Annotated in this window: 27 protein-coding genes and 1 pseudogene; 13 read left to right on the top strand and 15 right to left on the bottom strand. The window is 43.5% G+C overall.

Annotation, left to right across the window (positions count from 1 at the left end; all coding sequences use genetic code 11):
* Window positions 1-115 precede the first annotated feature (115 nt).
* The 7 genes and pseudogenes from JGK36_RS09675 to JGK36_RS09705 all read right to left on the bottom strand — a co-directional run bounded on the left by JGK36_RS09675 (window position 116) and on the right by JGK36_RS09705 (window position 13012).
* Window positions 116-790: an SOS response-associated peptidase gene (locus JGK36_RS09675; protein ID WP_293176730.1), complete on the bottom strand. Its 675-nt coding sequence runs from the start codon at window positions 788-790 to the stop codon at window positions 116-118.
* A gap of 106 nt (window positions 791-896) precedes the next feature.
* Window positions 897-1841, bottom strand: a complete 945-nt coding sequence (uvsE, locus tag JGK36_RS09680) for a UV DNA damage repair endonuclease UvsE (protein WP_293196770.1) — start codon at window positions 1839-1841, stop codon at window positions 897-899.
* A gap of 198 nt (window positions 1842-2039) precedes the next feature.
* Window positions 2040-5828, bottom strand: a complete 3789-nt coding sequence (locus tag JGK36_RS33830) for an AAA family ATPase (RefSeq protein ID WP_366516551.1) — start codon at window positions 5826-5828, stop codon at window positions 2040-2042.
* Between the two features lie 336 nt (window positions 5829-6164).
* Window positions 6165-6989 (bottom strand): annotated as a pseudogene (locus tag JGK36_RS09690) (sigma-70 family RNA polymerase sigma factor); the annotation flags it as partial.
* A gap of 695 nt (window positions 6990-7684) precedes the next feature.
* Entirely contained in the window at window positions 7685-10984 is a 3300-nt protein-coding gene (locus JGK36_RS09695; RefSeq protein ID WP_293196771.1) for a helicase-related protein, read from the bottom strand.
* A 162-nt stretch (window positions 10985-11146) separates the two neighbouring features.
* The gene (locus JGK36_RS09700; RefSeq protein ID WP_293196772.1) at window positions 11147-12799 is read right to left on the bottom strand and encodes an AarF/ABC1/UbiB kinase family protein; all 1653 of its coding nucleotides are present in this window, start codon (window positions 12797-12799) and stop codon (window positions 11147-11149) included.
* Window positions 12800-12856: 57 nt separating this feature from the next.
* Entirely contained in the window at window positions 12857-13012 is a 156-nt protein-coding gene (locus tag JGK36_RS09705) for a hypothetical protein (protein ID WP_293176722.1), read from the bottom strand.
* Window positions 13013-13155: 143 nt separating this feature from the next.
* On the opposite strand from JGK36_RS09705, the gene JGK36_RS09710 reads away from it, so the two are divergent.
* Window positions 13156-13740, top strand: coding sequence for a Uma2 family endonuclease (locus JGK36_RS09710; RefSeq protein ID WP_293176720.1), 585 nt, complete (start codon window positions 13156-13158; stop codon window positions 13738-13740).
* Between the two features lie 58 nt (window positions 13741-13798).
* Here JGK36_RS09710 and JGK36_RS09715 read toward each other — a convergent pair whose 3' ends face one another.
* From JGK36_RS09715 to JGK36_RS09725, 3 genes are all read right to left on the bottom strand, one after another.
* Entirely contained in the window at window positions 13799-14860 is a 1062-nt protein-coding gene (locus tag JGK36_RS09715; protein ID WP_293176718.1) for a mannose-1-phosphate guanylyltransferase, read from the bottom strand.
* A 46-nt stretch (window positions 14861-14906) separates the two neighbouring features.
* Window positions 14907-15836 (bottom strand): trypsin-like serine protease, encoded by a 930-nt coding sequence (locus JGK36_RS09720; RefSeq protein WP_293196773.1) that lies wholly within the window; start codon window positions 15834-15836, stop codon window positions 14907-14909.
* A gap of 393 nt (window positions 15837-16229) precedes the next feature.
* Window positions 16230-16844, bottom strand: coding sequence for a thylakoid membrane photosystem I accumulation factor (locus JGK36_RS09725; protein WP_293196774.1), 615 nt, complete (start codon window positions 16842-16844; stop codon window positions 16230-16232).
* Between the two features lie 318 nt (window positions 16845-17162).
* Here JGK36_RS09725 and JGK36_RS09730 point away from each other — a divergent pair, with 318 nt between their 5' ends.
* Together JGK36_RS09730 and JGK36_RS09735 are read left to right on the top strand one after the other, a co-directional pair.
* Window positions 17163-18071, top strand: coding sequence for an undecaprenyl-diphosphate phosphatase (locus JGK36_RS09730; protein ID WP_293196775.1), 909 nt, complete (start codon window positions 17163-17165; stop codon window positions 18069-18071).
* Between the two features lie 73 nt (window positions 18072-18144).
* Window positions 18145-18930 carry a methyltransferase domain-containing protein gene (locus JGK36_RS09735; RefSeq protein WP_293196776.1) on the top strand — a complete coding sequence of 262 codons (786 nt, stop codon included), beginning with the start codon at window positions 18145-18147 and terminating at the stop codon, window positions 18928-18930.
* Between the two features lie 258 nt (window positions 18931-19188).
* Here JGK36_RS09735 and JGK36_RS09740 read toward each other — a convergent pair whose 3' ends face one another.
* The gene (locus tag JGK36_RS09740) at window positions 19189-19626 is read right to left on the bottom strand and encodes a hypothetical protein (RefSeq protein ID WP_293200901.1); all 438 of its coding nucleotides are present in this window, start codon (window positions 19624-19626) and stop codon (window positions 19189-19191) included.
* A gap of 72 nt (window positions 19627-19698) precedes the next feature.
* Between JGK36_RS09740 and JGK36_RS09745 the strand changes: the two genes are divergently transcribed.
* Both JGK36_RS09745 and JGK36_RS09750 read left to right on the top strand, forming a co-directional pair.
* Entirely contained in the window at window positions 19699-19821 is a 123-nt protein-coding gene (locus JGK36_RS09745) for a hypothetical protein (RefSeq protein ID WP_293196790.1), read from the top strand.
* A gap of 135 nt (window positions 19822-19956) precedes the next feature.
* Window positions 19957-20514: an adenylate kinase gene (locus JGK36_RS09750; protein ID WP_293176708.1), complete on the top strand. Its 558-nt coding sequence runs from the start codon at window positions 19957-19959 to the stop codon at window positions 20512-20514.
* A 30-nt stretch (window positions 20515-20544) separates the two neighbouring features.
* Here the strand turns inward: JGK36_RS09750 and JGK36_RS09755 are convergent, their stop codons facing one another.
* Together JGK36_RS09755 and JGK36_RS09760 are read right to left on the bottom strand one after the other, a co-directional pair.
* On the bottom strand, window positions 20545-20682 hold the full coding sequence (locus JGK36_RS09755) for a hypothetical protein (RefSeq protein WP_293176706.1): 138 nt from the start codon (window positions 20680-20682) through the stop codon (window positions 20545-20547).
* 120 nt (window positions 20683-20802) lie between these two features.
* Window positions 20803-21054 carry a helix-turn-helix transcriptional regulator gene (locus tag JGK36_RS09760; protein ID WP_293176704.1) on the bottom strand — a complete coding sequence of 84 codons (252 nt, stop codon included), beginning with the start codon at window positions 21052-21054 and terminating at the stop codon, window positions 20803-20805.
* A 148-nt stretch (window positions 21055-21202) separates the two neighbouring features.
* Between JGK36_RS09760 and JGK36_RS09765 the strand changes: the two genes are divergently transcribed.
* The 8 genes from JGK36_RS09765 (at window position 21203) to JGK36_RS09800 (ending at window position 23855) form a co-directional block, all read left to right on the top strand.
* A complete protein-coding gene (locus JGK36_RS09765; protein WP_293176702.1) occupies window positions 21203-21400 on the top strand; it encodes a hypothetical protein in 198 nt (65 codons plus the stop codon).
* A 103-nt stretch (window positions 21401-21503) separates the two neighbouring features.
* The gene (locus tag JGK36_RS09770; protein ID WP_293176700.1) at window positions 21504-21836 is read left to right on the top strand and encodes a hypothetical protein; all 333 of its coding nucleotides are present in this window, start codon (window positions 21504-21506) and stop codon (window positions 21834-21836) included.
* A 92-nt stretch (window positions 21837-21928) separates the two neighbouring features.
* Window positions 21929-22183: a CopG family transcriptional regulator gene (locus JGK36_RS09775; protein WP_293176698.1), complete on the top strand. Its 255-nt coding sequence runs from the start codon at window positions 21929-21931 to the stop codon at window positions 22181-22183.
* Between the two features lie 68 nt (window positions 22184-22251).
* A complete protein-coding gene (locus tag JGK36_RS09780; protein WP_293176696.1) occupies window positions 22252-22515 on the top strand; it encodes a hypothetical protein in 264 nt (87 codons plus the stop codon).
* 210 nt (window positions 22516-22725) lie between these two features.
* Window positions 22726-22956 (top strand): hypothetical protein, encoded by a 231-nt coding sequence (locus JGK36_RS09785; RefSeq protein WP_293176694.1) that lies wholly within the window; start codon window positions 22726-22728, stop codon window positions 22954-22956.
* Complete coding sequence (locus JGK36_RS09790) at window positions 22931-23227, top strand: type II toxin-antitoxin system RelE/ParE family toxin (RefSeq protein ID WP_293176692.1); 297 nt, start codon at window positions 22931-22933, stop codon at window positions 23225-23227. The genes JGK36_RS09785 and JGK36_RS09790 overlap by 26 nt, the downstream gene beginning before the upstream one ends.
* Before the next feature lie 117 nt (window positions 23228-23344).
* Complete coding sequence (locus tag JGK36_RS09795) at window positions 23345-23551, top strand: hypothetical protein (protein ID WP_293176690.1); 207 nt, start codon at window positions 23345-23347, stop codon at window positions 23549-23551.
* Window positions 23552-23630: 79 nt separating this feature from the next.
* On the top strand, window positions 23631-23855 hold the full coding sequence (locus tag JGK36_RS09800; protein WP_293176688.1) for a hypothetical protein: 225 nt from the start codon (window positions 23631-23633) through the stop codon (window positions 23853-23855).
* Window positions 23856-23960: 105 nt separating this feature from the next.
* On the opposite strand, the gene JGK36_RS09805 is transcribed toward JGK36_RS09800, so the two are convergent.
* Together JGK36_RS09805 and JGK36_RS09810 are read right to left on the bottom strand one after the other, a co-directional pair.
* On the bottom strand, window positions 23961-25400 hold the full coding sequence (locus JGK36_RS09805; protein WP_293176686.1) for a WD40 repeat domain-containing protein: 1440 nt from the start codon (window positions 25398-25400) through the stop codon (window positions 23961-23963).
* Window positions 25397-26575 (bottom strand): hypothetical protein, encoded by a 1179-nt coding sequence (locus tag JGK36_RS09810; RefSeq protein WP_293176684.1) that lies wholly within the window; start codon window positions 26573-26575, stop codon window positions 25397-25399. Before JGK36_RS09810 ends, JGK36_RS09805 begins: the two co-directional genes overlap by 4 nt.
* Between the last annotated feature and the right edge of the window lie 34 nt (window positions 26576-26609).

A 26609-nucleotide genomic window follows, 5' to 3' on the forward strand; every position in this document is an offset into this window, starting at 1 on the left:
AAGATGAAGAAAAGTCTTTAAGAATATCACAACTGAGTTTAACTGTAATACTCCTCGACTTCTTAGTCTGCGGAGGCGGACTTCCTGTGTGTAGACGCGGTTTCACACCGCCGAGTTATAAGGGGATAGCTTGAATACACTCGGGGCTGTCTTTAGTTGGACTGTTGACGATCGCACTTACGGCATTTGCTATCATTGCTGCTGGATCGTAGGGCTTTAACAGTGGCAAAACTTCCTGAGCCTTGTCAACAGAAGGATCGAGCCATTGTTCCCAATCGCTTGCGGGGAGAATCACCGGCATTCGATCGTGCACGGGTTGCACTGTTTCGTTAGCAGCAGTAGTAATTATACTGCAAGATACAATGTTTTCTGCTTCGGCAGATTCCCAATTTTCCCACAAACCGGCAAACGCAAAAGGTTCGCTGTTTGTCATTGTAAAATAGTAAGGCTGTTTTTTCTTGCCCTGCGGTTGCCATTCGTAGAAGCCGTCAGCGATTATCAAACACCGCCTGTGCTTGATGGCGCTGCGAAAAGCAGGTTTTTCTGCTACTGTTTCCGATCGGGCATTAATCGTATGGCTGGCGATTTTCATATCTTTTGCCCAACTGGGAATCAAACCCCAGCGCATAAATTGAAACTGTCGCTGATTTTTTTCGGGAGAAACTGTGACGGTAGCAATTGATTGACTTGGGGCGATGTTGTATCGCGGTTTGATGTCGGGAATTTCCGAGAGTTTGAAGAATTCGGCGATGATTTTAGCTGGAGTATTTAACGTGAATCTGCCGCACATAATTTATAGTTGGTATTAACAAGAAAGTAGATTGCGATTTACCGTTGGGTGGGGGCGGGTTTTTGAGATTATTCGTATTAGGCCGAGATTGTTGGCGAACCCGCCCCTAGGAGACACTGCTAAATTGTGGAACATTTGCAGACAACCATTCGGCGCGCAACTTGTCAATAGCTAATTCTTTGAATTTAGCTTCTACTTCAATCCAAGGAGCATCATAATAGCAATTGGGCATATCTACAATCAAGTCGCTGTGGCGCGGATCTGCAAAAAATTCTTTGCCATTTGATATGTGGACTAATTGCCATTCAGGAACAGGCCAAGAAGTGCGGGCTGCTGCGAGCATTTCGGCAACGTTTGGATCGTTGTAACTTTCTAAATGTTCGTGAATGACGTGGTGGTGCGCGTCAAAAACCATTGCTACGCCTGTATCGAGACAAACGTCTAACAATTCCGACGAACTGTAGGCGTATTCGTCATTTTCAAAGGTTAAGCGCGATCGAATAGATTCGGGTAAGTCGCGGATGACTGATTTGAGTTGCGAAGTGCGATCGCCCTTACCGCCGTGAATGTTCATCAGTGCCCAGGGCGATCGGGGTTGTCCCAACTTGTCCATAATTAAAGCATGAGTCGCCAGAATTTTAATGCTGTTTTTCACAACATCCGGCTTGTCGGAACTGAGGACGACGAATTGATCGGGGTGGAACACCAAACGGATATTGAGGTCAATTGCGCGATCGCCAACTCTTCGCAATTCCTCATTCATCGAATCTAAAACTGTTTCCCCCAAATCTATATCTGCAAAAGGGAAGAGTGCAGAAGTCATGCGATACAATTTAATCCCATTGGCGTAGCAGAAATCAAGCGCTTTGTCAAGTCTTTTTAAGTTATCTGCATACAACTCGCGCAATACTTTTTCTTGTTCTATTTCTGTAAGTTGCAACAGCCGCTTCCGCGTGACTGTGCGGAAACGAACTGCATCGGAAGTCGTAATGCAGACCAATCCTAATTCAGGCTGTTTTTGACTTAATAACACTGGGTTAAGTTTGCTCATTTAAAATAATATCTATCTCTAATCTTACTTTAACATAGGTTTGTAGTCAGGACTAAAGTCCTGAATTTGGAGGGACTAAAGTCCCTAATACAAACCTGAATCTAACTACAGTTTCTAGTTTAGACTTAGTTGCTGCGGGCGATCGCCTATCTTAAGTCAGAGATGTGCTTAAGTACATCGCACAGCAGAAAGTGCGTATTACTCTGCCATAGATTCGAGCAGACGACCAACTACAGGGTCAATCTGCCAGTAATCCTTACCATCTTGCTTCTGATTTCCTAAATGCGAGACAAGACTGAGGAGTTCAGCCCATCTGAGAGTCTGCTTGACAACTTCAGGCGGTACATCATCAAGAACCTCAATTAATACCTCAATCGCGACTGCTTCTCCCCATTCAGCTAAAGTTCTCATCACCAGTTTTCTTTGAGGTTCGCAACCGTCAAAACCCATTGAATTAATTAATTTGTCAGATTTATTAAATTGATTCTTCAGTTGGGCCAAGGAATCTTGCCAGCAATGCGGATTAGCTTGAGCAAATTGATAGAATTCTTGCAGGAGGTTTGACCAATTCCCTGTAACTGCCGTAATCTTATTTCTAACTTCTAGTTTGCTCGGCAAATTGGCATCTTCCAACCAATGTCGCAGCGCGGCATCGTGCCAAGGTTTGAGACTTAAAAATCTCAGTTCCTTAAAGGAATCAAAACCTGTCCAATTATGAATAACTAACTGCCAAGCCTTCTGAGGATAGGCGACAAAAACAAGCTGGAGAAATGAGTCCTCTTTTTTCAATCTTTTGATTTTCTTAATTGCCTCATCAACCCAATCCTTACTCCAAGAAGTGGTGGCTGATACAACAACGAGCGTCGTGGTATCTTTCTTGCGACGGTTACTAATTTCTGTCAAACGCTGGCTGAAATCCGATCGATCTGAGAGATTTTCTAAATAGTGAACTTTGCAATCCTTCTTACTAAATGCTGCTTCCATAAAAACTCTCAAATCGTCAATTCCTGCGGCTTGGCACCCAAATATAATAGAGACACCGTACTCGCGGAGCAGAAGTTCTGATTCCTGTTTAACAGTTAAAGGACTGCGCTGGGAATCAGCTTTATTTTTAACCAAAAGAGGAGACCGAAAAGTAGCAGGTTCGTATTCATGTGGAGGTTCGCGGTGTCTCAGAAGTTCTGCTTCAATTTCTGGTTGCGTACCCATAAGCAAGGCTAAATTAGAATTTCTCAGAGTGAAGTAACCTGGATTGCTTTCTCGTAAAACTCCTAATCCTATCATTTCTTCTAGTAAAGCAAGAATTTCATCTTCCGATGACCTTCCCGCGAATCCGTCAGACCACCAATACAAGACTTGCTCGCGAATCCAAGATACAGAAAACCCATCCTCCATACCTGTTTCATTCTGCTGAGAACCATCAGCAATTGAGTAGGCAATTACTTCGTAGCGCGGATCGAGTCCCAGTGTCAACTTAAAGCGATCGCGAATATTATTGCGAAGGTCTTGACTTTGATAAGCTTCTTCTACATGGCGAGAAGTAATCACATAAGGCGGACTAATTTTAGGATCGAAAGTAGGGATATCTGGGTTAGTGATGTGCTTGAGTAGCTGCTCGCAATAAAGTTGAATCAAGCTCGGATAATAGTTAGTCTGCCACAGAATGCGCGGGATTAAATTTGGTGATTCAAAACGATAGCCAAGACTAGCCAGCGGACGTTCTACCAAAGCTGTTGCGGCTCGCATTTCACCATTATTCAGCAGAGGCCCAATGCAGATAGGCGCGCCAAAGTGAGCCAGCGGATGGTTTGCTTGTCTAGTGGTTCTCAGAACGTTGTGCAATCCGGCAAAGACCACCTTAAAACGTCGGTGAGTTTCCGTCATTAATTTTCTGAACTCATCGCAGCGCAGGAAATCCTCCTTACCATCAGCTTCCAAGAAATTATCTGCCTCATCCAACAACAGCAAAAAGCGCCGCTGATTGTCCGATTCTAGCCAACTTTTAATCCGCTGCAAGCTGCTTTCGCGGACGGAATTTCGCCGGTTGGTATCGGGAATTTTTAATTTATCCAATTCTTCGTTTAGTAGATGCCAAATCTTATCTAACAGTTGCTTGCGTCCAATTTCTTTGATATCCAAAAATAGGGCGTTCCTGCCCGCGTCGGTTGCGTGAAAAGTCCGGTGTACATATTTAAGCAAAACCGTTTTACCTAACTGGCGGCCTCCATAAATTAAACAAGAACCTTCTCGATCGATTATGGATTCCCGTTCTCGTACTCGCCCGTAAAACATCTCAGGGGGAACCTCTCCTGCTGCGGTTTTATACGGTTCTAGGAAAGTAAAGGGTAAGGTACAATCAAACAATACAGGTAGGCGTGTTTTTTGTTCTCCGCAAAGATAGAGCATCAGCACATCATCTATAACAATGAAAGTGCTCCGACGCTGCCGACATAAATCAGCCAAATCTCGGCGTCTCTTGACGGTCATTCGCCCAAAATGAAAGACGAAGACCGGCCCTCCAAGAGCAGTTTCTCCAACGGCATTGAGGAGATCCTGTTCGTTCGGTCTATCCCATACGCAAAGAATGCGGTAATGACCCTTCGCGGCTGAACCATAGGCAGACACAGGACAGCGATTTTGGTCAAATATCGGCTCAGCTTTAACGTCAATCCAGGTATTTTGTCCTGATTTTTTAAATGTAAGAGATGTTATGTTAAAACCGAGGTTGCTGAGAATTTGGCGAGCATCTTTCTCTGTGATTTCTTGCTTCCTTCCCTTGGCTGCAAACCAAGCGTCTAGCATTTCAGCGGCTTTTTTGGCTTGAGCCCCCTGCGGTATCTGGATTTTGGCGATACTTTTTCCTTTGGAAATATTGGGAATTAGCTCTTGCTTTTTTTGTCGATCGCGATCGCACTCCTCAAGCACTTTTTCGATCGCAGCATACTTATGCCCAAAGAAGTCTTTAAAAGCATCTCTCTTTTCCTCTGGTTCAGGAAGCGATCGCCGCTCTTGCAGCATAGATATATATTCCTTAGCCGTCAGGATATCGCCTTGCTCCAATACACTGCAAATTCTGGTATAATCAGCCTGATTTTCAACTTTTTTTCCTTGCTTATTTTCAGAATTTGGCAGCTCAATCTGAGTTGTGGTTGGCGGTTCTGTTGGTGGAATATCTGGGATATATTCAGGGGTTGGCTGCGCGATCGCCTCCTCTGTCAATACCGAGTTCAACTCTGCTACTGGTGGTTGTTCGACAACAGGAACAGTTTCAGATTCCGGCTCATCAACTAAGGAAGTTTCGTCTAAGTTATTGTTAGTAGAAACAGCAGGCAAATCTGGTATTGCTTCCGCCTGGATCATCAGTTTTCCTCTTACTGCTGCCATCGCCAGAGTTCTTCCAAATGATTCTGCTACGGCATCCTGTAAAGAAGCTAAATGCTCGTCATCTGCTTCTTCCCATTCTGAAATTAGTGTTAGAAGTTTGCAGAATGGATGATTGCCATCAGCCAAGATTTGGGTGTCGGGATGCAAGTCAGACTTGTGGGATTCGGAGATGGCGCGTTGAAGTTCGCGGGCTTTTTCCTGACATTCCAGCAATGACTGAAAATTGCTCTCTACTCGATGGGCGATCGCTAAAATTCGTTCCAGAACCCTCAAAGCAGAGTCGCGGACAAGGGCGATCGCACTTTTTTGCTTCTCGGCCAAATCCACACGCTCAAGTACAGACCTGATATCTGTTAAAGAACAAATTTCTTCAACTTTCAGCGTTGTCGATACTGCCAAATATTCAGCCACTTCTAGCACCTTGTCGCGAAGCTGAATAAACTTTTTATGGGACTCGTCAAGTTCTTGAATCAGCTTTTGAGATATAGGTATACCAGGGTTTAGCAACTTTCGACTCGCCTCTGACAGCCGTTTCTCTAATTGGGAAAAAACATCTTCTAGTGCGGTGAGTTGTTTGAGTAAGTCTGCTGAATTTTGTTTCATCGGTTTAATCGCTTTATTTAAGTCATTTTCTGTCAGTTCGGCAATGTGGAAATTATGCTCGTTCAAATTTGCATAGGTGAGATTGTTTTGACTTCCATCGGCACTTGACAGGTGAGTCTGAGCCAACTTTGTTTGTTCTATATTTGATTTTTCTATGAAATTGTTAAAAGGAATTAATGGTTCGGTCGTATTAGCTGTTTCAACTATTTTATCACGAACAGGCTCCAGTAAGAAAGTGTCGCGGCTGGGAGACAAGTTTTCTGAGATATTGAACTGTCTGGGCTGGCTCGGTTTGGCGATCGGTCTTTTTGTCTCAGTTTGATAAACTGGTGTAGGGCGAATATAATCTTTTAAAATGCTGTTGCGGTTGGGATGGCGCAATCTTAGTAAAGCCTTACCCTCAATTTGCCGAATCCGCTCGCGGGTAAGATTAAATATATTGCCGATTTCCTGTAGACTTTTCTCGCTGCCGTCATCCAATCCGAATCGCATCCGAATAATGTCACGTTGTCGAGGGGTAAGAGTATCTAAAACGCTTTCTAAATCTTCGGTAAACAATTTTTTAGATGCTTGTTCTTCTGGTGTTTCTCCATCGAATTCAATCAACTCTCCCAATGTACAGTCTTCATAATCACCCATTTTAGTATCTAAGGAAATGATAGATTTAGCCGATTGAATAACCAATCGCATTTTTACAATTGTCATCTCCATTTTAGTAGCGATTTCTTCTTCGGTAGGCTTGTGGCCGATTTCTTGAGAAAGCTGTTTGGTAGTTTTCTTAATCTTCGAGATAGTTTCATAAACGTGAACTGGTAGGCGGATAGTCCGCGATCGATCGGCAATAGCCCGCGTAATTGCCTGACGAATCCACCAATATGCGTGGGTAGAAAACCTGGTTCCCTTCGTGCAATCAAACTTTTCTACAGCCTTGATTAAACCGATATTTCCCTCCTGAATCAAGTCTAAGAAATCCAGCCCTCGATTTTGATATTTTTTAGCGATTGAGACTACCAGCCGCAAGTTAGACTCTACCATTTTGTCTTTAGCTTTTCGGCTCCCCTCTAACTCTAACTCAGCAATTTTACGAGCTAATTCAATTTCTTCGTAAGCTTTGAGCAGGGGAATTCGACAGATTTGTTGCAGGTAAACCCGAAGCGAATCTGACAGTATACGATCTTTTTTAAATTCGATGTTGTCAGGAATAGTTTTATGCCAAGCTTCATGAAATTCGTCAAAGTTGCTAAAGCCATGATTTTCATACAACTCTGTCAAAAAAATATTGAAGAGCATTTTTAAATGAGAGTTTGTCGGACTGGCGAATGGGATATCTTTAATATGTTTGACTTTTCCTAATACATCTTCAGATTCATTGCGTTTGTGTTGGCGACGGTTGATAATGGATAAAGTCAGAGTTTCTCCATGCTGAAAAAGAACGATCGCGGGAATCGGTAAAATTTTATTAATCTCGCGGATAATCCCGTCAAGTTGTTCTATAGTGTACGCACTCCTCCGCAGTGCGATCGCGAAAAACAAGTACGAAGTAAAAAAGGCACTCTCACCACTGCTAGTATCAAATTCGACAAACTGGTCATTATCTGCAATTTCTGTCCCGGTAAACTGGAAGAGAAAATCAACCGACAGCCATTCCTCTAAGAGAGCTTTTTGGGAGTTGAGCTTTTGATCTATGTCAAATTCGGCAATAAAATTCTCCGAACTATTAGGATAAAACGGAAGAGTTTTATCACTGCGGTATCCAAGAGTAAAGAACAAATTACGGGCGTTATCCGCTAGTTTTCCCTTTGCAAAACTACTTAAAGCTTGATTGATAGATGCTTTGGCTTGTTGTTCGCTGACGCTCATTTAATCACCAGCCAGGTAATCAGTTCAAAATCCGTTGTTGCTTTAACCTGATGCGCTTGCTCAACCAACACAGCACGGCGGCTAGACAGCAGATTGCCGATGCTCCGCTTCTTGTAAATATCTGCAATTGAATCAACGGCCAGCTTGAGCAAATCGTTATACAAACTCATATCAAATCCGTTATTAGTTTCTCGATCGAACAAATTGCACAACTCTTCATAGGGAACCGTACATCCCGCGCACAGCAACCGATATATTTCAAGTATTTGTTTGGGTTGAGCAAAACTCAATCGCACTTCCTTATTTTCGCGCACGTAAACTACAAAATATGGTTGCAGCGGGTTGACGGTTTTATTATCAAGAGAATCGCCTTTTTGTTTGAGGCAAAAAATTACGCCAGGAGCAATTATCGGGTACTCCGAGTTAGTTGGAACTACTGCATAAAGTCCTAAAGGAGCATCTTGGAGTAGTTTGCGGTTGCTCTCAATGTATTTGGCTAGTTCCATTCGGAAATCATCGAGAGTGAATTCCGTTAGGGCGACACTTTCGGTGAAATCTTCGATATCCAGCACCTCGTCTCTCAATCGCAGCAACTGCTTGTCGCGGTATTTCAAATCACTCTCAATTAGTTCTTGAATCTCCTTTACCTCCAGCAGATTATCTTCAAATGTACCAGCTATGTCCGCTAAAGCCATCCGTGCTTCTACTCGATTTTTCAGATTGATGTACTGATCCAGGTCCTCTGTCGGCCAAAAATTGATTAATTGTACGGTGTGATTGGGGCTACCAATGCGATCGCACCTACCGAACCGCTGGATAATTCGGACTGGGTTCCAGTGGATGTCGTAGTTAATCAGATAATCGCAATCTTGTAAATTTTGCCCTTCTGATATACAATCTGTGGCAATTAATAGGTCAATCTCGCCGTCTTGCCGCATAGATGGAATTTGGGCGCGTTTCTTGGCGAAAGGTGAAAAATTTGTCAGGACGTGATTGAACTCATTTTTGCCAAAGGTAGTCTGATTTTTCGCCGAACCACCAGTCACCAAAGCTAAGTTAATTTTCAAGTCTAATGTAGCCCACTCCCGCAATCCTTCGTAGAGATAGACTGCGGTATCTGCAAAGGCAGTAAAGACTAAAACCTTGCGATTTGGTTGACCATGCTTGTTAGTCGTAGGATGCTTGACTTTCTCGGCGATTAGTGATTTTAACTCAGCCAGCTTGGCATCGCGTTCAACAGAAATGCTTTGGGCAGAATTGTAGATTTGTTTAAGCTGTTTCTTGTCGTTTTTTAGGTCTTTTAACCAGGTTTCGACATCGAGGTGCAGCATTTTAACTTTTAGCTTGCCAACCTCCCACGCCGCTCGTAAATCCTCGTCTTCTTCTGCCTCAAACTCTAAATAGTTGAAATCAATTACCGCGTTTTCGTCTTGCCAATTCTTGAAGGATTCGAGTCGTTTTTGTAACTCGGATATTTTGTCAATAGTCCGCTGCATTGTGATAGCGAAGGAATTCACCGAGCTTTCCAGGCGTTTCAAAAAATTAACCTTTATCATGCCGATCAGAGAGCGTTCGCGATCGCTCTGTTTGAAGTTTTGCACTCTTTTATTTTCATAAGCCGAACGGTATGGCGGCAGGACATATTTTGAAGGGTTGAATAGGGAGAGTTGATATTTAGAAATTTCACTGTTAAGCTGTTCGTAGGACATGAACTCACCCTCTCGGTCAATCTCAGGAAATACCGAGATGGGTTTGAGCCGTTCTGGAAAGCCGCCTAATTGGGCGATCGCATCTTTGTAGTATTTTTGAATGTGTTTGCGCGATCGGGCGATCGTCAATTCGTCAAGCAGTTTGAAGAAAGCAGAACTTAGTTCTTCCAGGAGTTCGCTAGTTTTGCGATCGCGACTTTTCTTTGCCCACTTGGTAAATTTCCGCTGAGCATCAGCTAGTGTATCGCGCAGACTAACAATTCCCAGCGATTCCCTAAACGCAGCGTCGCTACCTTCTGTTATAAAATAAAGTTGATTCCGCAAATCCTTTAAATCATTGTTAACCGGAGTTGCTGATAAGAGTAGCACCTGAGTTTTGACACCGCTCTTGATAATATCATCCATCAGCCTTTCGTAACGGCTCTTTCTAATTAGATTGCCAGATTCGTCCCGTTTGCTCTTGATGTTGTTGCGGAAATTGTGCGATTCATCAATAACTACCAAGTCGTAGTTACCCCAATTAATCGTTGCTAAATTAATGTCCCCAGAGTAACCAGAGTCACGACTCAAGTCGGTGTGAGACAGGACTGTATAGTTGAAGCGGTCTTTAACCAAAGGATTGAGATCGCTATTGTTTTGTGCTAGATATACAGTCCAATTATCGCGGAGTTTTTTGGGACAAAGAACCAAAACTTTTTCATTGCGAAGTTCAAAATATTTAATCACCGCGAGAGCTTCAAATGTTTTACCTAAACCAACGCTGTCAGCAATAATACACCCGTTATATCGTCGGATTTTATTGATGGCTGCCTTAACTCCGTCTTTTTGAAATTCAAATAGAGATTTCCAGATTTCTGTATCAAATAGGTGTAGCTGTTCGCTGAGAATATCGCTTTTTTCTAGGTCATCGAGAAATGTCTCGAAGATATGAAACAGAGTTTTGTAGTAGATAAACTCAGGAGAATTATTCTGGTAAAGTTGCTCTAGATACAGCAGCACGTCTTGTGTGACATCTTCGATGAGTTCGGCATCATTCCAGAGTTCATCAAACCAGGCTTTAAGGTCGCGGGTATCCCGTTTACTATCTACTTCTAAATTGAGTTCAATATTGTTGTTTTTCCTACCTAATCCCAGTCCCCGCATGGTAAAATTAGAACTGCCCATAATAGCATTTTCAGTTCCGTTATGAGCAATGTGATACATTTTGCCGTGCAGTAAATTAGATTGCTTGACCGACCGTATCTGGACTTTTTTTTCAATCCATTCTGCACATTCTTTCGCAACCCGTTTTTGCTGCAACCGATTCTGTAGCTGCAAGCCCTGATCCTCAATTTGGAACGCCTTTTTATCGGTTTTACTGGGGTCAAGGGACTTGATGAAGCGCGGTTCACCAAACAAAAATTTCAAGCTTTTAATACCTAGAAGTTGTTCCTTCAAAGCATCAAAGGCATAAATTGTAAAGTAAGCAGAAACAATGGATAGGGTTGAGTTTTTCTCGACCTTGGCTTTCAAAAAATTGCCCACAGTTCCGCGATGACGGTTGTCTCTAATTGCCGACTTTGGGAGAGAAGAATCATGCTGTGACATAGCCTACCTTTATGCGGTTGTTGCATTAGGCTATATTCTACATCTTCCACGATTCTTAGGAACAGGCAAGATGCCTGTTCCACAACACATACTGATCTTGTACCACGATTCTCAAGAACAGGCAAGATGCCTGTTCCACAACACATACTGATCTTGTACCAATCATCCCCGCAAACGGCCAGACCTGAGAATGCTAATAATCAACCAAAAACCCAAAAAACTCGCCGCCCCAAACAAACCGTTGCTCAAAAAAGATAGTTGAGCAGTTTGCGCGTTAGAAGAGATAATTGCCGCTCCCATAATCAGCGAACCCACGACAATACTAAAAGAAAGTCGGTTGGCTGAATCCCCCAAAGTGCGACGCAGCGGGTCGAGTTCTTTTAGCGTCAAGTTCCACTTCAAAGTTTCGGAAGTAACTCGGTCTAAAAGCACTTCCACCTGTCGCGGAGATTGTAAAGATAAGCTTTTTAGATCCAAAGCAGTTCTCAGCAAAGCTTGCACCGGGTCTTCTCCTAATAACTGACGCCGAAACATATCGGTCATCAGCGGTTTGACCTGTTCTACAATATTAAATCTGGGATTAAAAGAACGCGCTACTCCTTCTAAATTAGCGAGAGTTTTTGCATACAAACCGAGATTACTGGGAAGCCTAATCTTATTTTTGCGAGTGATTTCCAGCACTTCATAAAAAATTTCCGACAAGTTCATTTGCGACAAGCTGACATTATAATACTTCCGCAGCATTCGAGCCAAATCGTTCTCTAGATTAGCTAAACTTGTAGGCTGAGCAAATTCTGCCATTTGCAATGTTAATTGAGCGCAGCGCTGAGCATCTAAATCGACAATTGACAGCAACATTTCTGTCAGATTCTGTTGGGTGCGCGGGTCTAATCTGCCGACCATGCCGCAGTCGAGCAAAGCTATCCGGCCGTCTTTGAGATAAAATAAGTTGCCTGGATGCGGGTCTGCGTGAAAGAAGCCGTCAATATATAACTGCTGGAAGAAAACGCGGCAAAGCAGGGTTGTAATTTCTTCGCGTTCGGCATTTATATCTCCTTTGTGGCGAATTCCTTGCAAATCGCCTGACAAAATTGGGACTCCGTTCAGCCACTCCATGACTAAGAGTTTTTTTGTAGTTAATTCCCAGTTAATTTCTGGGAGGACAACTTGTGTGGGATCAAACCAGCGACTTTTTGATAAATTGCGGCGCAGTTCGTCTGTGTAGCTGGCTTCTTGAATGAAGTCTAATTCTGCACGCAGGGCGATCGCAAATTCTTCTGCTAGGGCCACAATATCGTATTGTTGACCGAGGTCTGTCAGCATGACAAGTTCTGCTAAACCTCGGAGCACGGCGATGTCTTGTTCGATGACAATATCAATACCGGGGCGCTGAACTTTTAGGGCGACTTCGCGGCCGTCTTTTAAGGTAGCTTTGTGGGTTTGGGCGATCGAACCTGCGGCGATCGCCTGAGTGTTAAATTTGGAGAAGGTTTCTTCGATCGACTGTTTGAGTTCCTGGCGGACGATTGCTTCTACTTCCAACCATGATACGGGCGGCACTTCCGCTTGTAAAGAAGAGAGGGTTTCGATGTAAGCAGCGGGTAAAAGGTCGGGACGGGTACTCAACAATTGTCCCAATTTTACAAAAACTGGGCCTAATTCGACGAGGATGTTGCGGAGAACCGCTGGAGTTGGGAGACTGGGTGCGTCGGTTTTGCGGCCGGTGAGGAGACTTTTCATGTAGTCCCAACCGTTGCGGAAGACGACCTCTAGAATTTCTCCTTTGCGAGAAGTGTTTTGAACTAGGCTGAACACGTGGTGGCCTCCGGGTCGATCGGGTTTAAGGGCTATATAACTACTAGGATAGCGCTGTTAACCAAGCTGACCTTGGTCTTGAGGAATAACTTTGGTAGAAATAGCGGGAATGGGTGCAATTCCTGCTGGGGATAGCTGCGCCGCGCGTACTTTGGGGTGTGGGGGAGGGCGATGGCGTTCCGCCCCGCAAGCTACGGTTTTTGGCGGTGGCATTAATCCTCATGCTAATATTACAGTTAAACCAGACACGATCTTTTTATAATTAAAATTATTGAGTTGAAAAATTGTGTCAAAGACTTGAATTAGTAAGTTATTACAAGCCAAATTCTCAATGTGTTTCAAACCCAATAAAAAACATGATTGCCATCCAATCTCCTGCAACCTCGATCGAATTATCCATAGACTTAACTGACGAGCAATTTTTTCAGCTTTGTCAGAACAACCGCGATTATCAATTTGAACGTACAGTATCAGGGGAGTTAATTATTATGCCACCAACGGGCAGCGAAACTAGCAAGCGCAATATGGATCTATCGTATCAACTTCAAGCCTGGAGCAGGCAAAATAATCTAGGAGTTGCCTTTGACTCTTCTGGAGGTTTCACCCTCCGTAATGGTGCCGATCGCTCTCCTGATGCCTCTTGGGTCAAAAAAGAACGGTGGGATGCTTTAACACCGGAACAAAAAGACAGTTTTGCTCCTTTATGTCCCGATTTTGTAGTTGAGTTGCGCTCAAAGACTGATTCGTTGAAAAAGCTGCAAGATAAAATGCAAGAATATATAGATAACGGTGCGAGATTGGGTTGGTTAATTGACAGGCAAAATCGGCGGGTAGAAATTTATCGCCCCGGTCAAGATGTGGAAATTCTCCAAAATCCTGCCACTCTTTCAGGGGAAGATGTACTGCCGGGTTTTGTGTTGGATTTAGTAGAAATTATGTAATTCTAGAATTATAGATATCGAGTAAGGACACGGCAGTGCCGTGTCCCTACGGAATTAGTTACAGTAAATCTTTCAATTTCTCATCTTCTCCCAATACTTTAATCACCTGTTTTATCTCCTGCGTCCTGTCTTTTTTCACAATCAAAGTCACATTACCATCTCTGACAACGACGACATCTTCTAAACCGATGGTGACGATGACTTCATTCTCATCCGCTGCATAGAAAATAGCGTCTTTGGTATCAATTCCGATGTGTTTTGCTAACTCGACATTCGGCTTGTCTCCTTGCAACAAACGGGCGATCGCATTCCAGTCACCCAAATCGTCCCAACTAAAGCCTACAGGTAATACACAGGCTTTTTGCGTCTTCTCCATCAGCGCGTAATCGATGCTAATTTTCGGCAATTCCGAGTAAGCAGCAGCGCCTTTTGCTTCCAAAGCTGCCATCATTTCCGGCACATGATTTCGCAATTCTGTCAAGACAGTGCCAACTTTAAATACAAAGATTCCGCCATTCCAACTAAACTTGCCGCTGGCTACAAATTCCTCGGCGGTGGCGCGATCGGGCTTTTCTGTAAACCTAGCCACACGATAGGCCGGAAAACCGCCAAAACTGCCAATTTCCTCGCCTTGTTCGATGTAGCCGTAACCAGTAGAAGCATAACTCGGCTTGACTCCCAAAGTGGCGATCGCACTTTCCTTTGTCGCCAATTCAGCCGCCGCCTCCAAAGTCTTGACAAACTCCTCCGGTTCCCCAATCCAGTGATCCGCCGGGAAAAACCCGACAACCGCATCCTCACCGTAACGTTTCGCAATTTCGATCGCACTCCAAGCCACCGCCGGCGCAGTATCCCGGCCTTCCGGTTCCGCCAGCAAATTCTCAGGAGGTAGCAGCGGCAATTGTTCCCGCACTCCGTCGGCCAGCATTTCCGATGTTACTACCCACAAATCTTCCCAGCCGTTACCTAATGTTAATAGTCGATCGGCTGTAGCTTGCAGCAAACTCTTGCCGCTACCGTCGAGACTGAGAAACTGTTTGGGGCGCTGCTTGCGACTCAGCGGCCAAAAACGTTCGCCTTTACCGCCGGCCAGAATCACAGGAATTAAGGTTCTACTCATGGTTTAAAGTTTAAACAATTGATGTCTATATTTTAAATTCTACCTTCTATCTTCCACCTGTCACTTTGTCAATCCAATTAGCATAAAATGATACCCGCGTGTCGCCGGAAATTTCGCCAAAACTGCCATTATCGTCAATTTTATCAATATCGCCGATATTTGTTTTGAAAAATCCGCGATCGCTATAACCCCAAGAACTAATCCCCGCAATTTTCCCGTCAACAAACGAAGGCCCGCCCGAATCTCCGCTAGCCGTAGCTATTTCATTTTTCCCCAAACCGCGATCGGCTAATTTAGGAAAATGCCTCCCCAAACTATCGTGTTCGGCGGTTCCGTCATCAAAATCAAAAATTAACTGACTCCCCAAGACTAATTCAGACATATCAGATTCAGTAGAACTTTTGAATATTTCGCCTAGTGCATCGTAGCGGTTTTGACCTCCATATCGTTTCGCCTCAGAATTATAATTCTCATTTTGTCCTTTATTACCCAGGCCGATATATCCATAGCCAATTTTTGTAAACACTTTGCCAATTTCATTTTTATTCCTGTTAATTTCGTACTGTTCCACAGTACGCGGTGCGGTTTTTTTAAGCTTTAAAATAGCAATATCGTTTCCGACTTCTGATTCGTAACCAGTCCATCCCGGATGGATATAATAGTTGCTAACAGGGATAGTAACTTGACCGCTGGGCAATTTAAAAGTTGCCGTTACAGCAGTTCCAGCAGGAACCTTGACCCCGCCTTCATTGAGGCAGTGGGCGGCCGTGAGTACGTACAATCCTCCGGTTAACACCGAACCCGTACACTGCACTGGTTCGAGGTAGGCGACGCCTGTATGTCGCTCTAAAGCTAGGGGTTTGCGGGAACTACTATCGGCAAAAGCACTAATTATCGATCGCCCTGCTTCGGCTGCTTCTAAAACTAAAAGTACAGTCAAAACAGCCATTAATAATATTTTTATAATTTGCTTCATTTGATGCTGTTGATAATTCGTGAAAAAAATAGCACAGTTCGCGATCGCACTCCGACTCAAGAAACCGGGTTTTTGGCAGAATTACGGGCTGTAACCAATAATTTTGGTGAAAAAACTCGGTTTCTGGCTACCCGTTCGTCAGAGTCGAGAAACCGGGTTTTTGGCAGAATTCAGCCCTGCAACGATATATTTTGGTGAAAAACCGGGTTTCTGGCTACCCGTTCGTCCTATATAAAATTGCGTAAGTCCTGAATAGGCGATTAGCTATTAGGAATGAGAATTAAATAACTTACACAAGTTTGTGGGGTGTCCCGCCCGCTCTTTTTGGACGGGCGGGACGCCCATCCCACAATAACAATAAAAATTGTAACTTATTTAATTCGCGATCCTTAGCTATTTATTGGACAATTCGATGTTAAGTTCGTTCACGACACGGCGCTTGAGCGGGAGCGATTTTTCTCTAGGAAGCAAGTCGAATACTTTCCGAAAGGCATCATCTACCTTCTCAAAAGGTATTTGTCCTTTTTCATTAAAAACTACTTTTCCCGATTGGTCGAGGATGACAGTTTGAGGTACGAAACCTTCGTAATAATGACCGGGTTCGGTTATTTTTGGTGACGGTTGCGAAGGCAAAGAGTCAATGCTTATCGGCATAAAATCTGCTTCGCGGCCGTAAAATTCCTGGAGGTTTGAGACAACGATCGCGTATTGCTTGGAGTCGCTACTGTCGTCAGTGTAAAAAACTAACAATGCGGGTTTTTTGCGGTTGAAAGAATCTGTGAGCTTGACTTTAGGAGGAACGAGGGAACCGTTGCCGGCGTAGAGAGCGAAGATGGTGCCGTCGAAGCGATCGTCCGTGAGTGTTGCGAAGGCGGGCGGCTGACCGGTGAGCAGTATCAAGCTAAGTGCCAGCGTCACAGTTAACAGACTGGCTGAGAAGATTCTCCGCAGCGAGCTGATGCCAGAAGCAGCAGTAACAATTAATTTTTGGGATTCGGGAAATATCATAAGTTGTTGGCAGTTGCTGTAGGCTGGCGAAATCAGATGGAAAAACTTTCCTAATTGTATCAGCAACTGTATGCAAATGTTCCTGAGTAGGTTAGGGTAGTTTTGGATAGACTATGATAATTTGCTTGTTGTAGCGATCGCACGGTGATTCTACTGACTCCAGAACACCGTTTGCGATCGCATTTTCAGGAACTAGCTGGAAGTGCCAACCCGACAATAAATAAATTTATTGTGGCGCGGGCTTCTCGCTTCTGAGAAGGGTGCAAGATGTTAAATTCAACTGATGACTAGAAACTGACAACCGGGAATTCATAACTAATGATAGCTTTGCTTGATGCACTCCTCGCCCAAACGCCTGCTGCTGATGTTTCCGGGCCCGCTCCACTCAATCTAGTGCAGACGATTGTTTTAGGAATTGTACAAGGATTAACAGAGTTTTTACCTATCAGTAGCAGCGCTCATTTGAAGGTAGTGCCGATCGCCCTGGGATGGGGCGATCCGGGTGTTGCTTATACTGCTGTGATTCAGTTGGGCAGCATTGTGGCTGTGCTTTGGTATTTCTGGAAAGACTTGACAGCTATAACTTTTGGTGCAGTCAACGCTGTAATGCGGCGCGACTACGAATCACAGGAATTTAAAATGGCCTTGGGGATTGGTTTAGGAACAATACCTATACTCTTTTTTGGGCTGTTAATCAAGATATTGGTTCCAGATTTTGACAAGTCGCCATTGAGGAGTTTGGCCAGCATCGCCATTGCTTCGATCTTTATGTCGCTGCTGTTAGCAACAGCCGAAAAAATTGGCAAGCGATCTCGCACTTATGAAAAATTAACTGTTCAAGACGGTATTTTAATGGGATTAGCCCAAGCAATGGCGTTGATTCCAGGGTGTTCGCGATCGGGTTCCACCTTAACAGCAGGATTGTTCATGGGATTGGAAAGAGGCGCGGCTGCGCGGTTTTCTTTTTTATTGGGAATTCCGGCAATTACTTTGGTGGGATTAGTGGAATTGAAGGGTGTTTTAGGAGAAGGAATCGGCGACGCTGGAGTTGTGACTTTGGCAGTGGGAACGATTTCGGCGTTTGTATTTTCTTATTTGTCGATCGCCTGGCTGATGAAGTTCCTACAAACTCAGAATACGTGGGTGTTTGTGTGGTACCGGCTGGCCTTTGGCGTGGCGATTTTAACTGCTCTCGCAGGTGGTGTATTACAAAATCCACAAGGATAAGATAAATTTTGTAGGAGTGGCAAAAGTCACTCCTACTACACCCGCTAGTCATAAAAAATGACATAATTTAACTATGACCGCATATCACGAATCCATCATCGATCAGTTCACCCGTCAAGCTGTGCCATTCTCTAACTTGTACGGGCACACAAATCAAGAGTCTCTCGATTTACTGATGAAGATGGCAAGCGTATCTGACAATGATACAGTTCTAGATGTGGCTTGCGGCCCGGGTATTGTGGCGTGTGCTTTTGCGGCAGTTTCCAATCGCGTTACGGGCATCGATTTAACACCGGCAATGCTAGAACAAGCCCAGATTTTGGCAGAGCAAAAAAACTTGACTAATCTCTCGTGGCTGCAAGGCGATATCGAAACGCTACCGTTTCCCGATGATAGTTTTTCCATTGTGCTGAGTCGTTACGCTTTCCATCACTTCTTGCAGCCCGATGTTGTGCTGTCGGAGATGGTTCGGGTGTGTCGCGCGGGCGATCGCATTTTGATTGCTGATGTGGCAATGCCACCGGAAAAAGTGGATGCTTACAACTATATTGAGAAGCTGCGCGATCCATCTCATACTCGCGCCTTGACTCTGGAAGAGTTGCCGAAATTAGTCGCAGATGCGAATCTGCAAAATGTCAAATTAGCATTTTATAAAGTAGAATTGGAACTAGAACAGCAGTTAGCTGCTTCTTTCCCCAACCCCGGCGATGATGATAAGCTGCGACAACTTTTTAGAGAAGATATTGGTGTTGACAGTCTGGGGATTGGCGCGCATTTTCGAGGCGATGAAATTCATTATGCGGTTCCCATCGCTGCGATCGTTGGCGAAAAAGCAAAGTTATATAGCAATCCTAAATGATTTAAATCAATTTGTAGGGGTAGTGGATGGTGCGTGCCTACCCCATTGATTTTCTAAATATAATGTGCGTCGCCAGTAATAACTCTCGCTGCTACAACTATTAAGTCCAGGTACGTTGTTGCGCTTTAGCGCTCTTTCCAATATCCCAAAAAGAGCGCCCAAGCGCAACAACGTACCTGCTCAAAAATAAAATGCTAAGTCTTTAATTATAAGAGACGATTCCCTACGATCGCACCAGCAACTCCCCAAATCGAATACCTACTCTAGATACCAACCTCCCGGTTCAACCTCCAAATCCAGCATTGTTTTGAAATCAGCCAAATAGTTGAACATTTCCGAGTTCAAATAATTCTCTTCATTTTTGAGTCCGCCCTGCCACACCTTTTTATCGAAGGTTCCGACAACAAAATAGTCATTGCCGATCGCCTGCGGTGCGATTTTCTGCAAGCCTAATATCAATTCTGCCTCCAATTCATCTTGATGCGCCATAATTAACTCGCATTTCGAGCAGTAGCGACAGGTTTTTCCCTGTATGAGTGGGCCCAGGCCCTCAATCCAGATAAACAAAGCAAATTTCCGCAGATGTGTCAGTTTTTCACACTTCGGGCATTTGCTCAACCGGATATCGCTATACGGGTTCAGCATGAAGGAATATCGAGGTTTTAATTTGCCAATGTAAGTTTTAGACTTAGCCATCGCAGTAATCCCTGGAAAAATCAATGATTTAATGTTAGCAGCAAGACATTCGATCGGACATAATATGATGCAATCTTTGTTGCTTTTTGTATAGGCCCGATTGTCGATCGCGTTGCTCCTGATAAATACGATTTACTAGGAGGGTGGATTGCATTGCTGGGCGTTTTGGTGATTATGTACGCACCTCGCCGCTAGCAGCCGGAACCCGGGGAATCATACCATTTTCAATTATTGTAGAATGCAGCGGTATCGAAAAGTCGATCGCGCTCTGGACTTGTTCGCAAAGTCGATCGGCTAAAATTAAACTTGAACTCGGGCGCAGGAGTAGCTATGCAAAAAGTAGCAGTATTTGGCAACACCGGAGGCGGTAAATCCACTCTCAGCAAGAGATTATCGGACATCACTGGATTACCCCTTCACATCTTAGACAAGATTCAATATCGATCGGGCGGCGCTGAGGTTCCAAAGGAAGATTTTAAGCGCGCCCATCAAGAAATTTTGCAGACTGACAGATGGGTTATTGACGGGTTTGGTTGCATAGAAACCCTCTGGCTGCGACTTGATGAGGCGGATACCCTGGTTTTTATCGATCTACCGCTATACGTGCATTTCTGGTGGGTGACTAAAAGACTGATGTCGGGTTACTTTAAACCACCCGCAGGCTGGCCGGAAAACACCCCAATATTAAAGAGTTCGCTTACCAGTTACCGCGTGCTTTGGTTGTGCGACAAATATTTGAACCCAAAATATCGCGAATATATCGATCGGGCGCGAAGTACCAAAAGTGTTTATCACATCACATCGACTGAGCAGATTTCCCAATTTTTTGCATCAATTGAAAATGAGTTTAACTTTGAAGATGGTGCAGCAGCCTCACCAGCGGATTAAAATTATATCATCGTCGATCGAACTTTGGAATTATTGGCGAAGTTCCTCGATAGTTTGTGCTTTGAAAGTCACTACATAGGCATAGAAAGCTTTGCGATCGTCTCTGTAGGTGAGAATGTATCGCTTTAATTTGCGATCGCTCATTCCAGCATAATTGACGTTATTCATGGCTCAATATTCCCATCTATTTATAATATAGTATCAAGGGCGATCGCTCTGCGAAAATACTCCTCTTTCGTTCGATCGAAGGCAAATCGAGGGCGATCGTATCCTATTTTTCTCACCTCCTCACTCAGGCGGGCCAAAGCGATCGGGCAAGTCATCAAGAGTTAACCCACGCGATCGCAAAAAATTTGCCAAAGCTTTCATCTGGGCAATTGTGAATGTCGGCACGTTATCTCCGGCTTCCCAGCGACTCACAGTGCGTACCGATGTCCCAATTTGCCGAGCAAATTCTTCTTGGGACATTCCTAACTCATCTCTCAGTTTTTTCAGCAGTGATTCGCCAGCTTCTTCTTGAGGTTGTCTTCGCTTAATCATTACAAAATGTGACATTGTGTCTAGACCGCTTGACAAAACAATTTTGTCCAGACACTATGTCTATATAGACAGCAAAAGGGCAGAGTACGGGAAATCAGCCCTGCCTTTCTAGTGTCTCATTTTGCTCGCAATCTATGACAGAACAACGATGAACTACAAACAACAACTTTACCCGTGGGTGATTTACCGTCACCTGCCCAACCTGCAACGCCTGACAGTTGCGCGTTTTCGCCGCCGAAACGACGCCGAGGAACACTTGCGGATTATCAAAAGATTGCTGCCGCAAGTGGAGTTTGCGATCGCCTTTGAGGTGAATTCGCAGCAGCCAACAAATTGTGCAAGATAGTATAAGAGCGATCGCACTTTGGGAATAAAAGGGCGATCGCATTTCCCAGAATTGTAAATTGAGATATAATAGAGAGCAAGCAAAAACTCTTACAACCAAGTCTATGTTTACTTATAGCAAGGTACTGAATCAAGTTAAAAGCCTCACGCTTGCAGACCAACTGCGGTTATTAGAAGACTTGAAAAAAATGATTCAGTTACGAGAAGAAGTTGCAGAAGATGATGAAGTGATTTCAGCAGAAGAAATAGCAGAGAGTGAAGCTGCTTGGCAAGATTATAAAGCTGGTCGCGATCGGGGGATATCCTCCCAAGAACTCAAATTGAAGCTGTTGGTAGAAAAAATTGCAGCAAGTAATGTCTTTGAGGATATTAGCGATCCGGTGGAATGGCAGCGAGAGTTGCGTCAAGATCGTCCACTTCCTGGTAGGGATGAATAATATCGCACTTTGGAAAGATAAAGGCGATCGCGCTTCCCTAGCTCCTAAATTGCTATAATAACAATCAGCCAAAAAATCTCAACATAAAGCCTATGTCTACTTATAGCGAGGTACTGAGTCAGGCTCAAAGTCTCACTCCTGACGAGCAACAGCAGCTTTTAGAAGTATTGTCAGCTTTGATGCGCGATCGGGTAACAACCCAAACTCAGGATAAACGATCGGAAATTGATGCAGCACTGATTGAAATGGCACAAGATCCAGAGTATCAAGCTCAAGTGCTACAGATGGAGGCTGAGTTTGCGGTAGCGAGTTGGGAAGCGTTGCAATTGGGAGAATCTTCTGTATGAACCGGGGAGAAGTCTATGATGCTCGATTCAGCTATAATAGTAAAAATAGAGAATAGTTGATATTAGCTATGCAGCGAATATTTGAGGCTATATTGAAGGGAAACCTTTTAGAATGGGCTAATGAGGTTCCAAAACAGGGCGATGAGCCTGTCAAAGTTTACGTTACTTTGCAAGAAGAGCGATCGACTTTAAGTGCTGAGCTTCGCCGTCAGAGAATAGTTGAAATATTGGAAAAAATTGCAGCAAGTAATGTCTTTGCTGATATTATCGATCCTGTGGAATGGCAGCGAGAATTGCGTCAAGATCGTCCACTTCCAGGCAGGGATGAATAATGCTGCTTGACAGTAATATTATCTACGCTTCTCAACCAGAACACGCGCAGATTAGGCAGTAAATATAGGGGATTTTCGGTGGATTGCTGAACTCACACTGATTAACCCGTTTGAGACTTAAGTAAAGATGGGCGATCGCACTTTGGTGAATTTCAGACTATCTGGTATAATCAGGCAAGTAGCTCTAATAATTTTCAATAGCTATGAACTATGAAAACTCAAGAACTTCGCCAGAACCTTAAGCAATCGATAGATAGCTTATCTCCTGAACGGCTGCTCGTTGTGGCTGATTTTTTAGCTTATTTAGCAGAACGTGAAAGCAATGAAGCTACGGTGGAATTATTGAAAATTCCAGGCTTTGTTGAAGCATTTAATAAAGCCAAAAAGGATGTAGCAGCAGGTAAGGTGACGACCGTTGAGCAACTCAAACGAAAATACTGATGAAAATCTGAATTTTTATTCAGTGGTTCTTAGCTTTGATGCTCAGGAGTTTTTTGAAGAAGCATCAGCTTCTTTACAACGCAAGCTAGATCGATGTTTTGAAATGTTGAAAACTGACCCTCGCAGTCATCCAAATATTAAGCAATTCAAAGGCGACTTAGCTGGATACTATCGCTATCGCGTTGGAGATTATCGGGTTGTTTATGACATTGATGAGGAGCAAAAGCGGGTGGTTGTGACTGTTATTGCTCATCGTCGTGAAGTGTATTAGGGCGCAATGCAGGGAAGATAAGGGCGATTTCCTACGGGATAGCTGCGATCGCGCGCAGTCCCCTCGATCCTAAATTGCTATAATGACAATCAGCCCAAAAATCTTAATGCAGAGTCTATGTCTACTTACAGCACGGTACTGAATCAGGTTCTCAAACTTGCACCAGATGAGCAAATGCGACTCATCTCTGAATTGTTTACACATATTCGTCAACGGGTGATTCTATCACCCAAGCGCAGTATTTTAGAATTATCAGGTTTGGGTAAGGAAATTTGGCATGGGATTGATGCTCAAGAATATGTCGATCGGGAACGAAATTCATGAAATGGATAGCTCAGTTACAGAGACAACTGTACTAAAGTTGCTATTATTTATTGATAATCCCACAGACTAGGAGATTAAGATGCAAGTCAAAGATATGACAGTTGAGCAACTGCGGGACTTGATTCGACATACCGTTGAACAGTGTTTAGAAGAATATTTGGGCGATGCTGATGCAGGTTTAGAAGTTAAGGAAGAAGTTAAGCTGAAATTGTTAGAGTCAATGAAGCGTAAACAATCAGGAGAAAACAGTCTTGAACCTGTGGAAGTTCATCAAAAACTCGGCATGAAGGCGATCGCACTTTAGGAAGATAAGGGCGATTCCCTACGGGATAGCTGCGCTTCACTCACTTCTCTCGATACTAAATTGCTATTCTGATGTACTACTTTAATGATGAACTGAAAGTATAGCCTATTTTTGCTGCCACACTGCAATTGTACTATCCTTACTGCCACTAATCAGAGTACGCCCGTCGGGACTGAAAACTACTGAAGTAACTGCTGCGGAATGTACGCGCTCCTTAAAAATATCTTTCTTACTTTGGAAATCCCAAATTTGGATATTACCGCCGTAGTCTCCAGTTGCAAACAAATTCCCATCAGAGCTAAAAACTACTGATGTAATGTCATAATCGAATTCCAAAACATTAGAATTATCGCCTGTTTTTACATTCCAAAACTTGATTGTGTGGTCATCACTTCCACTAAGAAGCGTTTGACCGTCTGGACTAAAAGCTAGTGAATTAACAGGCAGTGAATGTCCTTGAATAAGTATAACTTGTTTGTGAGTTCGTAAATTCCAGAGTCTAACTTCTCCCTTGCTGTCCCCACTAGCAAGAAACCAATTATTCAAATCAACAGCCAGACATTTTACCTGCCCAGCATGGCTTGACAGTGTACCAATTTCTAGCCCTTCTGCTCTAGCATCTAACAACTTAATCCTACTATCAGCACTCCCAATAATAACTGTTTTACTATCGGGGGTAAAGGCTACTGATGTAACTCTATGAGCCAAACCTATTCCTAAGTTTCCTATATCTTTATGTTCCCTTGCATCCAAGTCCCACACTTTGACTTTATTTTGATCGATGTTCTCAATCATAGCAGTTGTAAGGAAATGCCCTGTGGGGTCGATCGCGATCGGAGTGGGATACCCTCCTGTCAGCCCCCTTAAATTTGACAAGGAATAGAGTTCTTGTTTGTCCTGCACACTCCAAACAACAATTTTGCGATCGCCATATCGGATAGCAATATTTTTTCCATCTGGAAAAATTGCAATAGAGTGAATTGCACCTTCAAAACGTTGTGGTTCTGGATACAGGCGCTCCCACTTAGTAGCTGCAACCTTATTACCTGCGACGTAAGGCTTAAGTTTGTTATATTTTAAACCCGTTTCTTCTCCTTTGATCTGCAATGTAAAAGAGTCTGAAGCAACAGCAGAAACCGAATCCTCAGCCTCCCAAAACTTACTATAATCTCCTAAAACCCGCTTGTGAGCTTCTTCCAGATTGTTCGCAGTCGTCACAATATTTGGCACTATTCCTTTTAGAGCGATGCCTTCTATTAAATAAATTTCTCTACCAAAAAGGTCTTTGAGAACGCCGTTACCTGAAATGCCAGTATCTTCTGCTATTGCCTCTATTACTCGGAAAATCAAAGTTATATCTCCGACTTTAGAGTTATGAATTTCTCGGTAGAATGCTGTTCCTTTTTCCGTCAAGTCTCCTTCTGTTACTCTAGCAAGTAAACCAGCTATACCAGACTCACACATGAAATTTGGGGCGACCACTGTTCGGTAGTCAAGAGACTGATTACAACCAACCAAAAAACTCCAAGCTGTAGTATTTTTCATGGCAATTTTAAATCTGATTCTGGAAATTTGCGATAAAGGTCATTTTGAACAGATAGGAAACAATTAAGAGCGTATTTGAAAGCCGTTTCTTCATCCTCTACTTTCTTAAATAATTCTTCTCGTTCCTTACTTAATTCTTCGGATCTTCTATCTGCTGCTTCTTGCTTTTGCTTGGCTGGTGCTTCCGCATATTCACTAGCAAATTCAACCATCTTTAGGACTACATCCTGCAAGGCTGTATATTTTCTAGGTAGGAATAAGTCCCCTAGGATAGGTAGGATGTCTTGCGCTGCTTTTAGCCCTCCGCCAACAACTTGACCCACTTGCTCCCACCATTTTAGATTTGCCTTAACTTCGATCGGACTGTTAAGTTCTTCTCTCATTTTGTCTATGGCCTCTTTGCAATCAGCTTGAATTAAATCGGGCAGGATGCAAGCTAAAGGAATTTCTACTTGAAAGGGTTGGGGCAATATGTTCAGATTTTTTTCCATACTGCCATCTGGTTTCATAGTAACAAAGTCTTTACCCACTGCACTCACAGGAATTAATCTAATTGGTTTTCCAGCCTTGTTATAATTAAAGACTAAATTTTTAAAATGTGGAATTTCTTTCAGCAAACAATCCCGTATCTGTTCGAGGGTGTATTTCTTTTCTACAATATCCCACTTGCTGATTATAAAATGGATCGGTTTGCCAGTTTTTTGCATGATGCTGAGAATTCTAGGTAGCTCGTTGACTGCCCACTTTTGGCCTAGTTTTTCATTTTGCATCAACGCACAAAGTCTTTGACCATCCAGCAAGCCAAGTAAAGCATCTGCTTTCTTGACTTGCTCATCAAATTTCGGATCATCTTCGTCTGTCTGGTCAGTTAACAAACCACCTGCATAATCTAAATAGGTGAACTTGCAAGCTGGATAGATAGGCAGATCCTTCGTTTGTACGCGACAAGTGAAAGTCCATTCTGATACTTCGCTGCGTCGTGTTCCAAGTGGCCACTTTTCTTCAAAAGCTATTTGTGTATAAATATCGTGTAATTGTTTGCTTTTTTCTACACTTTCAAGCTCCAGAAAAAAGCCTCCTTCCCCTTGGGTACATAACTGATTGTACATACTAGCTAAAAATACCGTTTTGCCTGAGCCGCGTGGCCCTAGCATGATGACTGTATAAGTATTCATACTTGACCAATTAGAGGAATAATGAAGAATTATT

The organism is Microcoleus sp. PH2017_35_SFW_U_B, assembly GCF_020737865.1.
Taxonomy (GTDB): Bacteria; Cyanobacteriota; Cyanobacteriia; order Cyanobacteriales; family Microcoleaceae; genus Microcoleus.

What these genes read in the sequence shown, in the direction of transcription:
- JGK36_RS09675 (WP_293176730.1), bottom strand. Translation starts at nt 790, where the DNA reads ATGTGCGGCAGATTCACGTTAAATACTCCAGCTAAAATCATCGCCGAA.
- uvsE (WP_293196770.1), bottom strand. Translation starts at nt 1,841, where the DNA reads ATGAGCAAACTTAACCCAGTGTTATTAAGTCAAAAACAGCCTGAATTA.
- JGK36_RS33830 (WP_366516551.1), bottom strand. Translation starts at nt 5,828, where the DNA reads ATGAAACAAAATTCAGCAGACTTACTCAAACAACTCACCGCACTAGAA.
- JGK36_RS09695 (WP_293196771.1), bottom strand. Translation starts at nt 10,984, where the DNA reads ATGTCACAGCATGATTCTTCTCTCCCAAAGTCGGCAATTAGAGACAAC.
- JGK36_RS09705 (WP_293176722.1), bottom strand. Translation starts at nt 13,012, where the DNA reads ATGCCACCGCCAAAAACCGTAGCTTGCGGGGCGGAACGCCATCGCCCT.
- JGK36_RS09710 (WP_293176720.1), top strand. Translation starts at nt 13,156, where the DNA reads ATGATTGCCATCCAATCTCCTGCAACCTCGATCGAATTATCCATAGAC.
- JGK36_RS09715 (WP_293176718.1), bottom strand. Translation starts at nt 14,860, where the DNA reads ATGAGTAGAACCTTAATTCCTGTGATTCTGGCCGGCGGTAAAGGCGAA.
- JGK36_RS09720 (WP_293196773.1), bottom strand. Translation starts at nt 15,836, where the DNA reads ATGAAGCAAATTATAAAAATATTATTAATGGCTGTTTTGACTGTACTT.
- JGK36_RS09725 (WP_293196774.1), bottom strand. Translation starts at nt 16,844, where the DNA reads ATGATATTTCCCGAATCCCAAAAATTAATTGTTACTGCTGCTTCTGGC.
- JGK36_RS09730 (WP_293196775.1), top strand. Translation starts at nt 17,163, where the DNA reads ATGATAGCTTTGCTTGATGCACTCCTCGCCCAAACGCCTGCTGCTGAT.
- JGK36_RS09735 (WP_293196776.1), top strand. Translation starts at nt 18,145, where the DNA reads ATGACCGCATATCACGAATCCATCATCGATCAGTTCACCCGTCAAGCT.
- JGK36_RS09740 (WP_293200901.1), bottom strand. Translation starts at nt 19,626, where the DNA reads ATGGCTAAGTCTAAAACTTACATTGGCAAATTAAAACCTCGATATTCC.
- JGK36_RS09750 (WP_293176708.1), top strand. Translation starts at nt 19,957, where the DNA reads ATGCAAAAAGTAGCAGTATTTGGCAACACCGGAGGCGGTAAATCCACT.
- JGK36_RS09755 (WP_293176706.1), bottom strand. Translation starts at nt 20,682, where the DNA reads ATGAATAACGTCAATTATGCTGGAATGAGCGATCGCAAATTAAAGCGA.
- JGK36_RS09760 (WP_293176704.1), bottom strand. Translation starts at nt 21,054, where the DNA reads ATGATTAAGCGAAGACAACCTCAAGAAGAAGCTGGCGAATCACTGCTG.
- JGK36_RS09765 (WP_293176702.1), top strand. Translation starts at nt 21,203, where the DNA reads ATGAACTACAAACAACAACTTTACCCGTGGGTGATTTACCGTCACCTG.
- JGK36_RS09770 (WP_293176700.1), top strand. Translation starts at nt 21,504, where the DNA reads ATGTTTACTTATAGCAAGGTACTGAATCAAGTTAAAAGCCTCACGCTT.
- JGK36_RS09775 (WP_293176698.1), top strand. Translation starts at nt 21,929, where the DNA reads ATGTCTACTTATAGCGAGGTACTGAGTCAGGCTCAAAGTCTCACTCCT.
- JGK36_RS09780 (WP_293176696.1), top strand. Translation starts at nt 22,252, where the DNA reads ATGCAGCGAATATTTGAGGCTATATTGAAGGGAAACCTTTTAGAATGG.
- JGK36_RS09785 (WP_293176694.1), top strand. Translation starts at nt 22,726, where the DNA reads ATGAAAACTCAAGAACTTCGCCAGAACCTTAAGCAATCGATAGATAGC.
- JGK36_RS09795 (WP_293176690.1), top strand. Translation starts at nt 23,345, where the DNA reads ATGTCTACTTACAGCACGGTACTGAATCAGGTTCTCAAACTTGCACCA.
- JGK36_RS09800 (WP_293176688.1), top strand. Translation starts at nt 23,631, where the DNA reads ATGCAAGTCAAAGATATGACAGTTGAGCAACTGCGGGACTTGATTCGA.
- JGK36_RS09805 (WP_293176686.1), bottom strand. Translation starts at nt 25,400, where the DNA reads ATGAAAAATACTACAGCTTGGAGTTTTTTGGTTGGTTGTAATCAGTCT.
- JGK36_RS09810 (WP_293176684.1), bottom strand. Translation starts at nt 26,575, where the DNA reads ATGAATACTTATACAGTCATCATGCTAGGGCCACGCGGCTCAGGCAAA.